This is a genomic window from Phytoactinopolyspora limicola (assembly GCF_011320225.1).
Lineage (GTDB): Bacteria > Actinomycetota > Actinomycetes > Jiangellales > Jiangellaceae > Phytoactinopolyspora > Phytoactinopolyspora limicola.
The window spans coordinates 839,898-851,623 of sequence record NZ_JAAOEN010000001.1; the positions used below are offsets into that span (position 1 = coordinate 839,898).

The window sequence follows — 11,726 nt, forward strand, 5'->3', positions numbered from 1 at the left end:
AATCATTACGAAGCGCGAAAGTCTGCCCCGCGGAGGCGACGCGGGGGTAGTGGATCGGTCATGGTAGTTGCATGGATTCCGCTGCCGCCTCGCGCGTGCTTGTGGTTGATGACGATCCGGCCCTGGCCGATGTCGTCGCCCGGTATCTGCGCCGTGACGGCTTTGAGGTGGACTACGCCACCGATGGCGCCACAGGCCTGAAACAGGCGTTGGCCACGTTGCCGGACCTCGTCGTGCTGGACGTCATGATGCCCGGTATGGACGGCTTGGAGGTGTGTCGCCGCCTGCGGCAGGTCGCGCCGATCCCGGTGGTGATGCTGACCGCGCTCGGTGAGGAAAACGATCGGATCGCCGGTCTGGAAATTGGCGCGGACGATTACGTCACCAAGCCGTTTTCTCCCCGGGAGCTAGCCGCTCGGGTGCGGGCAGTGCTGCGCCGGGCCGCAAGCGGGGGTGTTTCGCTGACATCCGCGGACGTGCTGGTGGCCGGCGATATCGAGGTCGACGTCGTCGGTCACCAGGTCACCCGGGGCGGCGCAGCTGTGGCGTTGACCGCCAAGGAGTTCGATCTTCTCGTCTATCTACTCGCCCATCCGGGCCGGGCGTTCCGCCGCGAAGAGCTGCTGGAAGCGGTGTGGGGCTGGCGATTCGGCGACACGTCGACGGTCACCGTGCACATGCGCCGACTGCGCGAGAAAGTGGAAAGCGACGCTTCGGCGCCGACCCATCTGGTCACGGTTCGTGGTGTCGGCTACCGGTTTGAGCCATGATCCGCAGACCCTTCCCGACCCTGGTGATCCTCACCGCCGCCATGGTGGTCGCGGCGGTGATCGCTGCTCTTTGCGGTGTCCCGGCAGACGAGGCGGCAATCCTGCTCGGGGTGGCGTTCGTGGCGTCGGCGATAGCCAGTGTCGCCGGAGCGATGGTGCTGCGGTTCTTCCGGGGCCGACCGGTGCGCGCACAGGTGCTCGTTGTGGCTATGTCCGCGGTGCTGGTGGCGGTCACGGGTGTGATCGTCGCGGCGCTGGCCATGTTCATCTCCAAACATGACCTGATCGTGCTGATCGTCGTGCTGGTGGTGGCCATGGGTGTCGCCGTTGGCGCTGCTCTACAACTCGGTGACGATATCGGCGCCGGAACCCGGCAAGTGGGTGACTACGCGCGGACGATGGTCGATGAGGATGGCAGCATCGCGCCATCGAGCGCACCCCACGTGACCGGACCAGGTGAGCTGGCCGGGCTGGTGGCGGAGTTGGCTGACGTCTCCCGCCGGTTGGACGAGTCGCAGAAACGAGAACACGCACTCGAGACGTCCCGCCGAGAACTGATCGCCTGGGTCTCACACGATCTACGCGCACCGCTGGCCACGATCCGGGCGATGGCCGAGGCGCTCGACGACGACGTCGCCGATGACCCCGACACCGTCGCCCGCTATCACGCACAGATTCGCACGGATGCCGAGCGCCTGACCGCCCTGGTGGAGGACCTGTTCGAGCTGTCCCGGATCAACAGCGGCGCGTTGCGGCTGGGCGGCGAGAAAGTGTGGCTCGGCGAGGTCGTGGCCGACTCGTTGGCCGGTGCCGGTGCCGCCGCCGACGTCAAGGGGGTGGAGATCGTCGAGCGGCTACGGCAACTCCCGGCGATGGAGGTGTCCGCCCGGGAATTCTGCCGGGCCCTCGACAACCTGCTGGACAACGCCATCCGGCACACACCGCCGGGCGGCCGGGTGATCGTGGAGGCCGGCGACGTCGGCGGTGCCGCGGTGTTGTGCGTCACCGACCAGTGTGGTGGTATCCCCGAGGCCGACCTCCCCCGGGTGTTCGACGTCGCCTTTCGGGGGGACGATTCGCGGATGCGGGATGAACGAGGCGGCGGTCTCGGCCTGGCCATCACCCGCGGGCTGGTCGAAGCTCATCAGGGGTCCGTCTCAGTGGCTAACGACGGCGATGGGTGTCGTTTCACCATCCGGCTGCCAGCTGCCGCACCGCGGTAGCGAGGGGCGGTCGGATGCCGTCGGGAGGAGCGAACCAACCACCAGTGGTTGTGCGTCCTGACGGCGGCTTCCACCCGGCTCCTCACCGGCCGAGGTGGCGCGACTGGCGGCCGGGCCGGATGACATTGGTAGTCCTCGGTGGGTGGGTGCTGGCGCTGGTGGCCGTGCGACTGCTCGGGTTACACGTCGTCGCCACCCGCGACGCAGACCTGAAGCTGCGGGCGATCCCCCTGTACGGCGACTGGCAATGGGAGATGACCTGGTGGCTGCTGGCGCCGGTGATGGTGGGTGTTCTGGTGGTCGCGGTGCTGCCGCGGATGTCGCGGACGTGGTCGTGGCCGGTGCTGGCGACAGCGACCGCCGGAGCTGGCGTGTTGTTGAGCCTGGCGCTGGCGGCCGCCGAGACCCATCCCGCGGTGTGGCGCGACATCGAGGTCACCTACGCCGGTCACGTCGGTCTCGTGGACGACGCAGGCGGGCCTGGTGCGTTCCTCGGCGGATACACCGAAAGCCAGCGGATCCCGTCGTACCCGGTGCACCTGCGCTCTCACCCGCCCGGCCTCATCCTGTTCTTCTGGTGGTCGGGCCAGGCCGGCCTATCCGGAGTGGTGTTCGAGAACGCGCTAGCCATGCTGGGTGCGGCCGCGGCGATCGTCGCCGTGCTGGTTATCGTGCGCGACGTGGCCGGCGAGTGCCGGGCCCGTGCCGCGGCGCCGTTCCTGGTGGTGGCGCCGGCCGCCGTATGGCACACCAACGCGGACATCGTCTTCGGTGGTGTGGCGCTGGCCGCGGTAGCCCTCCTCGTGGTGGCGACGGGAGCACGGGGCACCCGCACGGTGGTGTACACGGTGGCAGGTGGCCTGCTCGGTGGAGCGGCACTGATGGTGGCCTTCGGGCTTGTTTTGCTGGCTATTCCGATCGTAGTGCTCGCGGTGTGGCGCCGGCGGTGGTTGCCCGTGGCGGGTGGGGCCCTGATCGCCCTGCTCGTCGTCCTGCTGCCGCTGTTGTGGGGCTATTGGTGGCTGGACGGGCTGGCGGCGACGCGGGAGCGCTACTACGACGGCGTGGCCAGTGTCCGCGGGTACTGGTACTTCCTGCTCGCCAACCCGATGGTGTTCGGTCTCGCGATCGGTCCCGCGGTGGTGGTGGCGCTGACGCGGCTACGAGACCGGCGGGTGTGGCTCGTTGTTGGCAGTGGGCTAGCGGTCGTGGCGGTGGCCAACCTGTCGGGCCTGTCGTCCGGTGAGACGGAGCGGATCTGGCAGCCGTTTATGCCGCTGGTGCTCGCCGCCGGTTGTGCGCTCGACCGCGGTGGCGGAACGGTCCGGGAGTCCGGAACGGTGCGGGAGTCCGGAACGGTGCGGGAGGTGCGGGCCTGGTTGGTGCTGCAACTGGCGGTGACGGTTGTGCTCGTGGCGGCGCTGCGAGTCCCATGGTGACCTCCCATGATCATGAACACTTTGCCGTGCCATAGCACGGCAAAGTGTTCATGATCATGGGAGGGAGGTGGATAGGAGGACGGTGGAGCGATGCGCGTGTTGGTGACCGGTGGGGCGGGGTTCATCGGTGGTCACGTGGTGGAACAGTTGGTTGCGAATGGCGCCGACGTGGTCGTCGTTGATTCGCTGACCGCGCACAACGGACCGCCGGATTACCTACCGCCCGCGGCTGAGCTTCGAGTGGCCGATCTCACCGACGAGCGGGCCGTCCAACAAGCCGTGGATGGCGTCGACGCGGTGTGCCATCAGGCCGCGCGGGTGGGTTTGGGTGTGGACTTCGACGACGTCACCGGGTACGTCCGCGACAACGACGCCGGGACCGCGACGCTGCTGCGGGCGTTGTGGCGGCGCTCGTTCACCGGGCGGATCGTCGTCGCTTCGTCGATGGTGGTGTACGGGGAGGGGCGATACCGGTGTGCCAGCCACGGGATGGCCCAAGCCCAGCCGCGAACAGTCGAAGATCTGGGCGCTGGTCGCTTCGAGCCGCGATGTCGACGATGTCATTCTGTGCTCGCCTGGACCCAGGTGGACGAAGACGTCCCACTCGACCCGCGCAACGTGTACGCGGCGACCAAGGTGCATACCGAACACCTCGCGTTTCTCTACGGCCGGGAGACCGGTGCACCAGTGTGTGCCCTGCGGTACCACAACGTGTACGGCCCGCGGATGCCCCGCGACACCCCCTATGCCGGGGTGGCGAGCATCTTCCGTAGCGCCTACGAGGCCGGCCTGGCACCGCGTGTGTTCGAGGACGGCGGCCAGATGCGTGACTTCGTCCATGTCCACGATGTGGCCCGGGCCAACCTGGCTGCTCTTGAATCGTCGTGGGTGGGAGCATGCAACGTCGCCAGTGGCGAACCGCACAGTGTGCTCGAGATGGCCGCCGCCCTAGGCGCCGGGTTCCGTGGGCCCGTTCCCGCCCCCGTCGTCACTGGCGAGTTCCGGCTCGGCGACGTCCGGCACGTCGTCGCGGCGCCCGACCGTGCCGCCCAGGCACTCGGATTCCGCGCCGAAGTGTCGTTCGGCGAGGGAATGGCGGCGTTCGCCCATGCTCCCCTTCGTGCCTAGCACCCCGTTCTCGTGTGCTCAGCACCCCGCCGTTGTCACCTGATCTCCGTTTTGACGCCTGATCGCTCTTGTGACGACGATCAGGTGCGTGTGCGCGGCGCACGTCGCTGGTCGACTCGCTGTAGCGTCGTCCGATCGCGTCTCACGATGTGAGCGAAAAACGATCAGGTGCACAAACCGGCACGGCAGGCGCGTTTATGCATCTGATCGGGCGTACACCTCGATCGGGCGTACACCTCGATCGGGCGGCCACTGTGTCGGGCGGCCACTGTGTCGGGCGGCCACTGTGTCGGGCGGCCACTCTGTCCGGCGACCACTTGCAGTGTCCACATGGCGGAGACGATCAGGTGCTCCAGATGCCGGGGTAGGGTGCCGCCGGGGGTAGGGTCGGGGGCCCAGCGGCGCATCTGATCGCCCGGCGCATGTATCCGACTACGCCGCGTACCACCGTCACCGGATACTTTCGCAGTTCGTAAGCATCAGCGTCGCGCCGCCGTGTTTCGATCGGAACATGACGGCGGACAGCCCTCCCCAGGCAACCGGCCCCGGCCGGGTCCATTCCGCCTGGCTACTAGCGCTGGCCCGGGTGGGCGTCGCTCTGATGTGGATCGACAACACGTCGTGGAAGCAGCCGCCGGACTTCGGCGAAGGCGACCCGCCTCGGATGCTCTATCGCTGGACTCTGATGGGCGTCGAGCACGAGGTTCTCCGGCCGTACGCATGGTTCGTCGAGACCGTGGTCCTGCCGAACTTCACGGTGTTCGGCTGGTTGGTGTTGATCGTGGAGGCGTCGCTGGGCGCATTCCTGCTCGTCGGACTGTTCACCCGGGCCTTTGCGCTGGTCGGTTTGGGGCAGAGTGTCGCGATCGCGTTGTCGACCCTCAACGCTCCGCACGAGTGGTATTGGGCGTATCTGCTGATGTTCCTCGTGCACCTGATGCTCTTCGCCACCGCGGCGGGACGGTACGGCGGACTGGACGGCGTACTGCGGCCGTACTGGCGGCGTTGTGACGGACGGCTCGCCCGTGTGCTGATGAGGGTGTCATGAGCGCCGCCGGACGTATCGACCGGGCCGTTCTCGGCATCGGCGTGGCGTCGCTGGCCAGCGTCGTGTTCGTCGTCGAAGACCTGGGTGACTTCCGGTTCATGCGGGTGGGCGGTGGATCGCTGTTGGTCGCGATCGGCCTTGGGTTGCTCGTCATCGTGGCCGGATGGCTGGGGAACGTGGTGCTCGCGGGTGTGGCCGGCGCCGGGTTCCTGCTGGCCGCGCTGATCCAGCTGATCTCGACGGCCACGGGCAACGACTGGCTGGGTGCGAATTTGAGCACGATGTCGTTCTGGCTCGGGCTAGGCGCCGGCCTTCTCGTATGCACAACGACGGCTCTTCTTGCACCGCACATGACGACGGAAGGACATCGATGACATTCAGCGACACTGAACTCGACCAGCGTCTGACGCCCGTACTGGACGCCGCCCGGACCGCCGCGTCCGAAGTGGATTCCGCAGCCCGATTTCCGGACGAGGCAGTGAGCGCCCTACGTGAGTCCGGGCTGTTCGGCCTGACGTTGACCACCGACCACGGTGGTCTGGGCGGTGGGCCGGATGAGCTCGTCTACGTGCTGGACCGGCTGGCGGGAGTCTGTGGTTCGACGGCCATGGTCTACCTGATGCATGTCAGCGCCGCCATGACGGTGGCCGCTGCCCCACCGCCGGGCCAGGCAAAGCTCGTTCAGCAGTTGGCCGACGGCACCCAACTCGGCACTCTGGCTTTCTCCGAACCGGGGTCACGTTCACATTTCTGGGCGCCGACGTCGAGAGCGGCCCTGGCAGACGGGCAGGTCCGGCTGTCGGCCCGCAAGAGTTTCGTCACCTCGGCCGGGTATGCCGACCTGTACGTGGTCTCCACGCTGGGCACCGGAGATGACGCCGCCGCGGTCGATCTCTACGCGGTGCCCGCGGAGCGGCCCGGCGTCTCCGTCGCGGCGCCGTGGCAGGGTATGGGGTTGCGCGGCAACGCGTCGTCACCCATGACCTTCGAGTTGGACGTGGCGGAGCCGGACCGGATCGGGCCAGCCGGCGGTGGCTTCCAACTGATGCTGGAGGCGGTGCTGCCGTGGTTCAATCTCGGCAACGCGGCGGTGTCGGTGGGGTTGTCGCAGGCGGCCGTCGACGCCGCGGTGAGTCACGCGTCGGGCGCGCGGCTGGAACATCTCGGCGAATCGCTGGCGCAGCTGCCAACCATCCGGGCGCAGCTGTCGAGAATCTCGCTCGAGCTGGCCGCCACACGCTCCTATCTCGGCACCGCCGCTCGGAGCGTTGCCACCCCGGACGACACCACCACCCTCCATGTTCTGGGGGTGAAGGCGCTGGCCAACGACGCCGCTCTGCGGATCACCGATGCGGCCATGCGGGTCTGCGGTGGCGCGGCGTTCTCCAGCCGGCTGCAGCTGGACAGGTTCTTCCGGGACGCCCGGGCCGGGCATGTCATGGCCCCAACTGCCGACGTCTTGTACGACCTGCACGGCAAGGCCATCACCGGGCTGCCGTTGTTCGCTGGTTAGAGAGGTGGATCGACGATGACCAAACCGCTACTTGTCGGAGCCGTCGCCTACACACCCAACGTCGTACCGATCTGGGAAGGTATCCGTGACTACTTCGCCGACGGCCCGGTGGAGATGGATTTCGTGTTGTTCTCCAACTATGGCCGGCAGGTCGACGCGCTGCTCGACGGTACTGTCGACGTGGCGTGGAACACGAACCTTGCCTGGGTCCGCACCGTGCTGCGTACGCAGGGACGATGTCAGGCGTTGGCGATGCGCGACGTCGACCTGACGTTCCAGACGGTGTTCGCCGCGCGGGCCGGGAGTGGCTTCACCGACCTCGGTGACCTGCGCGGCCGAACGGTCGCCCTGGGCTCGCGGGACTCCGCTCAGGCCGCCATCCTCCCGGTCAAGTACCTGCGGGCGGCCGGACTACGAGACGGCGACGTCACGCTGGTGCGCGTCGACTCCGACTTGGGTAAACACGGAGACACCGGACGTAGCGAACTGGACGCGATCCGACTCGTGTTGGACGAGCAGGCGGATGCCGTGGCGCTGGGCGTCAATACCTGGGAGGTGATCGGTAGAGACGAGCTTATGCCGGACGCGCTGAGCGAGTTCTGGCGGTCTCCGGAGTATTGCCACTGCAACTTCACCGCGCTCGACACACTGCCCGACGCCATCCGTCAGCCGTGGGTCGAACATCTGCTGGCGATGTCGTGGGACGACCCGGAACAGCGGCGGATCATGGAGCTGGAAGGGCTGCGGCGACGCTGGGTGCTCCCGGAACTCACCGGCTACGAATCACTGTTCGCGGCGGTCGAAGAGCAGCAGATCCCAGCGTATTGGTAGCGGGTGGGTCTATGAGTCGTCACATCGTCTTGGACTTGGTAGAGCGGATCGGCACATTAGCCGCGGGTGATCAAGTCGAGGTACCGATCTCGGCGGGAGACGCCGACGTGGTCGCACGCTGGTGCGAGCGGGCAGGGCACCAGCTGGTCTCGATCGAAGGAGATCGCGCCGTGGTCCGACGGGGGCCGCTTCCCGGCGAAGCCACCGTGCGCGCGGCCGTTCCCGCCGACCGCTGGCCGGGGACCAGGCTGTGGATCTACACCAACTTCGACTGCAACCTGGCGTGTGACTACTGCTGTGCGCGGTCGTCACCGCAGGCTCCCCGGCGAGAGCTCGGCTCGGACCGGATCCGGCGACTGGTTGCCGAAGGGGCTCGGCACGGTGTCACCGAGGTATTCCTGACCGGTGGTGAGCCGTTCCTGTTGCTCGACCTCGACGAGATCGTGCGCCGTTGTGTGGAGTGGGTTCCGACGACGGTCCTGACCAACGGAATGCTGTTCAAGGGCCGCCGGCTGCGGATGCTGCGGAACATGCCTCGGGCCGGGTTCGCGCTGCAAATCAGTCTCGATTCGGCCAGTGCCGCACTGCACGATCTACACCGCGGCGACGGCAGTTGGCGGCGTGCTCTGGCCGGTATCCGGACCGCGCTGGAGGAGGGGTTCCGGGTCCGGGTGGCAGCGACCGTTGCTGGCGGCGAGGCCGGTGCCGAGGAGGTCGCCGCGTTTCACGAGTTGCTGGACGGCCTGGGCATCGACCGATCCGACCAGTTGATCCGGCCGATCGCACAACGCGGGTTCGCCGACGACGGGGTGATGCTCACCGTCGAGTCGTTGATCCCGGAAGTGACGGTGACCGCTGACGGCGTGTACTGGCATCCCGTTGCCGCCAACCACGACGATCAGCTGGTTACTAGGGAGCTGTTCCCGCTCGACCAAGCCATTGACGAGGTCCGACGCCGTTTCGTGCAATACCGGCGCGAAGCCGATACCGCGGCGCGGCGTTTCACCTGCGCGTGAAACCGGGCGAGCGTTTCACCTGCGGGTAGGAGCCGCGGTCAGAAGCGGCGGCCCCCGCTGGACCGCGAGGACGAGCTGCGACTCGACCCGCCACCAAACGAGCCTCCGGAGCGGCCGCCACCCCGGCCCGACGTCGAGCTTTCTTTGGCTATCTCCTTCGCCGCGGTGCGGACGAGGCGAGCGGTGCGCTGTGCCCCTCGGTTGAGCCGTTGTGCTGGACGGCGGTGGTCGCGGCGTTCCCAGAGGGTGCGCCGCGCCTCGTAGTGGCGGCGTTCCGGGAACCGCCATGTGCCGCCGTCATCGGTGCTCCAGTAGCCCTCGATATACGCCACCAGGTGTTCACCCACCGACCAGTAGGAGCGCCGGTCGACGACGCGCGCATCCGGCGTCTCGTCGGCATCGATCCGCTCCGCACACTCGGTACAGGTGTTGACGGTGCGCTCCGCACCGGCGGATGGTGACCACTGACGCTCGGCCGTGCTCGGGCCGTGCCGCGGATCGAAGAAACACGGCGGGGTCCGTTCCGGCCGTGGTTCACCTCGGTACATCGCGGTTAGGCAGTGCAGGAGGTAACGGGCGTCGCCGAGGAGTGTGGTGACAGCGCGGATGTCGTCGTCGCCCTCCAGGGCGTCGAGTCGGTGTCGGGCTTTCTCCACGGCGTCGAGGATCTCGCGGGTCAGGAGGGCTTGCTCGATGTCGGAGGTGGCCGGGAGCGTCGACACCTTCTCCGACAACTCGATGACCTCCTCGTTGAGCAGTGGCTGAACCGTAAACACGTGCAGCCGTTCCTCGTCGCGCTGCTGCCGACGGCCGACTCGGCTGGCGACGAACCACCACAGCGCGAAGACGACCACTACTACACCGACCGCCACCGCCGCGTAGAGATACCACGGCTGCTTCACCTGGGAAGCCCGATCGATGAATCGATCCAGCATGGCGTGGTAGTCCGGTGCACAACAGTCGACGGCCTGGTCGACGGCGCTTTCCACGTTGTAGGTAGGGCCGGAGTCGGCGTGCTGCACACCCCAGAAACCACGGCCGTCGTCGGAGGAATCGGCGTCCACGAGTATGGCGTAGACGCCATCCAGGCCGACCCGCTCGTAGAGCTCGGTGGCCATCACCGGGCTCTCCCACAGCAGCTCGGTGCGGAATGCTCGCTCGTCGGGGATGGCCAGGACCGACGCCGGGATCACCGCGATCCGCATCGGCACCGGCGCTCCCTTGGCTGCGCGGTCGAGTTCGGCGGCGGACCGCCCGCTGAGGCGTTGCTGGCTCTCCGGCGCGACCCACACTCCGGGCTCGGATAGGTGCAGCGCTAACTCGTCGAAATACACCTCGACGGCTCGTTCGTGTTCCGCGGCGCTGGTGGCGGCGGGCTGGGCGACCGCCGTCGACCCCGGACTGGCGACGACGGAGCCGGAGACGCCGAGCGATCCCACGACGCCCAGTGCGGCGACGGCGGCGACTGCCCGTACCCTTCGCACCACCGAGGTTCGGCTATGTGTGGTCATCCGGTCACCGCCATCCGCTCGTCCCGGCAGTTCGCGCAGACCGGGACCTCACGTTTCACCCCACCGGCCGGTGTGTACAGCCAGTCGGTCACCGAGACGCCGTGGCGGGCGTCGAAGAAACAGTCCACCCGCCGGGCGGGTAGCGGCTCTCCAGCCAACCGGGCCTTCCCGCAGGCGAGTCGCCATCGTCCGTATTCGCTGCGAGCACGGACGGCCCGCAGGATCAGGTCGTCCGGGTCGGCGTCGACAGCGTGGCCGACCTCCGAGTATGCGTCCATGGCTGCCTGGACATCGGCGGCGACGGCAGGGTCGTCCAGCGGGAGCCCTGCGGAGCTGATCTCCTCGCCGAAGCGGGTGACGTCTTCGCGGGCCAGCGCCTGCCGGCCCTCCAGAGTGTCCATCTCGTCCGGTAGAGCGTCGAACGACGGGCGGTACAGCGCTGGGCCGTGCGCCCGGGAGCGGCGCATCCGCCGCCAGAGGAAGAGCCCGCCCCCGGCCAGCAGGACGACGACGGCGCCGAGGCCGACCAGCACCACTGGTGATACACCGCTGTTGGTGCCGTCGTCCGGCAGCGACGGAACGCCGAGTTCGTCGAGAACCGCGTTGAGGAGTCCAGCAGGTTCGCCGCGGGTGAAGTTGTCGAGTTGCCCGACGAGGATCTGGTCGGCGGCGACGCCCACGCCGACGGAGCCGCTGTAGGTGCCGCTACCGCCGAACACGACGAAGTAATGGCCGTCCGCACCGATCCGCTCGGTGGCGGCCTGGACGAAAGCGACGCCGCGCTCGTCGTCCGTGCGGCCGGACATGGTGGACAATGCCACCGCGGGTACAACGGCGATGTGGATGGGCGGTGTGTTCCCGTCGACCCGAGCGGCGAGTGAGGCGGCGGCGTCGTCGGTCATCAGGAGGTGTTGGCTGGCGTCAACATAAACGTTGCCGGATTGCCACCCGGCCAGAACCTCATCGAGGTACGGATTGCTCGGCTCGTCGGCGTGAACCGGACTGGCGATCAAGCTCAGAGTGGCGCCGGCGACGAGCGCCGTGAGCAGCGTACGTAAAGGTCGAATGGTCCTCACCGGGGTGAGGGTACCGGTCGCGGTGGGAAGGCACGAATCGGTTGGTGGCGCAACCGTCCGTGTTGGTTCGGCACCAGACGGGGACGGTGACGGAGGGAGCCCGAAGTCGGATTCGAACCGACGACCTGCTGTTTACAAGACAGCTGCTCTGACCAACTGAGCTATTCGGGC

General features: G+C 67.8%; 11 protein-coding genes and 1 tRNA gene. 9 read left to right on the forward strand and 3 right to left on the reverse strand.

The annotated features are described in order from the left end of the window. Window positions 1-71 precede the first annotated feature (71 nt). The 9 genes from G8760_RS04110 to G8760_RS04150 all read left to right on the forward strand — a co-directional run bounded on the left by G8760_RS04110 (window position 72) and on the right by G8760_RS04150 (window position 8,968). Window positions 72-770 carry a response regulator transcription factor gene (locus G8760_RS04110; RefSeq protein WP_166346915.1) on the forward strand — a complete coding sequence of 233 codons (699 nt, stop codon included), beginning with the start codon at window positions 72-74 and terminating at the stop codon, window positions 768-770. Beyond that, complete coding sequence (locus G8760_RS04115; RefSeq protein ID WP_207781999.1) at window positions 767-1,993, forward strand: sensor histidine kinase; 1,227 nt, start codon at window positions 767-769, stop codon at window positions 1,991-1,993. The genes G8760_RS04110 and G8760_RS04115 overlap by 4 nt, the downstream gene beginning before the upstream one ends. 119 nt (window positions 1,994-2,112) lie before the next feature. Next, window positions 2,113-3,432, forward strand: coding sequence for a hypothetical protein (locus G8760_RS04120; protein ID WP_166346918.1), 1,320 nt, complete (start codon window positions 2,113-2,115; stop codon window positions 3,430-3,432). A gap of 90 nt (window positions 3,433-3,522) precedes the next feature. Beyond that, window positions 3,523-4,560, forward strand: coding sequence for an NAD-dependent epimerase/dehydratase family protein (locus G8760_RS04125; RefSeq protein ID WP_166346921.1), 1,038 nt, complete (start codon window positions 3,523-3,525; stop codon window positions 4,558-4,560). Between the two features lie 511 nt (window positions 4,561-5,071). Beyond that, window positions 5,072-5,608 carry a TQO small subunit DoxD gene (locus tag G8760_RS04130; protein ID WP_166346924.1) on the forward strand — a complete coding sequence of 179 codons (537 nt, stop codon included), beginning with the start codon at window positions 5,072-5,074 and terminating at the stop codon, window positions 5,606-5,608. Beyond that, the gene (locus G8760_RS04135; RefSeq protein WP_166346927.1) at window positions 5,605-5,982 is read left to right on the forward strand and encodes an Rv1678 family membrane protein; all 378 of its coding nucleotides are present in this window, start codon (window positions 5,605-5,607) and stop codon (window positions 5,980-5,982) included. The genes G8760_RS04130 and G8760_RS04135 overlap by 4 nt, the downstream gene beginning before the upstream one ends. Continuing rightward, entirely contained in the window at window positions 5,979-7,121 is a 1,143-nt protein-coding gene (fadE16, locus tag G8760_RS04140) for an Rv1679 family acyl-CoA dehydrogenase (RefSeq protein WP_166346930.1), read from the forward strand. The genes G8760_RS04135 and fadE16 overlap by 4 nt, the downstream gene beginning before the upstream one ends. A gap of 15 nt (window positions 7,122-7,136) precedes the next feature. Then, entirely contained in the window at window positions 7,137-7,952 is an 816-nt protein-coding gene (locus G8760_RS04145; RefSeq protein ID WP_166346933.1) for an Rv1680 family SBP-like protein, read from the forward strand. A gap of 11 nt (window positions 7,953-7,963) precedes the next feature. After that, window positions 7,964-8,968: an Rv1681 family radical SAM protein gene (locus G8760_RS04150; RefSeq protein ID WP_166346936.1), complete on the forward strand. Its 1,005-nt coding sequence runs from the start codon at window positions 7,964-7,966 to the stop codon at window positions 8,966-8,968. A 38-nt stretch (window positions 8,969-9,006) separates the two neighbouring features. Here the strand turns inward: G8760_RS04150 and G8760_RS04155 are convergent, their stop codons facing one another. From G8760_RS04155 to G8760_RS04165, 3 genes are all read right to left on the reverse strand, one after another. Continuing rightward, a complete protein-coding gene (locus tag G8760_RS04155; protein WP_166346939.1) occupies window positions 9,007-10,479 on the reverse strand; it encodes a hypothetical protein in 1,473 nt (490 codons plus the stop codon). Then, on the reverse strand, window positions 10,476-11,555 hold the full coding sequence (locus tag G8760_RS04160; protein WP_166346942.1) for a hypothetical protein: 1,080 nt from the start codon (window positions 11,553-11,555) through the stop codon (window positions 10,476-10,478). The genes G8760_RS04155 and G8760_RS04160 overlap by 4 nt, the downstream gene beginning before the upstream one ends. Window positions 11,556-11,652: 97 nt before the next feature. Further along, a tRNA-Thr gene (locus G8760_RS04165) sits at window positions 11,653-11,726 on the reverse strand.

Bases quoted from the DNA above. Each gene is read 5' to 3' on its own strand.
- G8760_RS04110 (WP_166346915.1), top strand. From the start codon at position 72: ATGGATTCCGCTGCCGCCTCGCGCGTGCTTGTGGTTGATGACGATCCG.
- G8760_RS04115 (WP_207781999.1), top strand. From the start codon at position 767: ATGATCCGCAGACCCTTCCCGACCCTGGTGATCCTCACCGCCGCCATG.
- G8760_RS04120 (WP_166346918.1), top strand. From the start codon at position 2,113: ATGACATTGGTAGTCCTCGGTGGGTGGGTGCTGGCGCTGGTGGCCGTG.
- G8760_RS04125 (WP_166346921.1), top strand. From the start codon at position 3,523: ATGCGCGTGTTGGTGACCGGTGGGGCGGGGTTCATCGGTGGTCACGTG.
- G8760_RS04130 (WP_166346924.1), top strand. From the start codon at position 5,072: ATGACGGCGGACAGCCCTCCCCAGGCAACCGGCCCCGGCCGGGTCCAT.
- G8760_RS04135 (WP_166346927.1), top strand. From the start codon at position 5,605: ATGAGCGCCGCCGGACGTATCGACCGGGCCGTTCTCGGCATCGGCGTG.
- fadE16 (WP_166346930.1), top strand. From the start codon at position 5,979: ATGACATTCAGCGACACTGAACTCGACCAGCGTCTGACGCCCGTACTG.
- G8760_RS04145 (WP_166346933.1), top strand. From the start codon at position 7,137: ATGACCAAACCGCTACTTGTCGGAGCCGTCGCCTACACACCCAACGTC.
- G8760_RS04150 (WP_166346936.1), top strand. From the start codon at position 7,964: ATGAGTCGTCACATCGTCTTGGACTTGGTAGAGCGGATCGGCACATTA.
- G8760_RS04155 (WP_166346939.1), bottom strand. From the start codon at position 10,479: ATGACCACACATAGCCGAACCTCGGTGGTGCGAAGGGTACGGGCAGTC.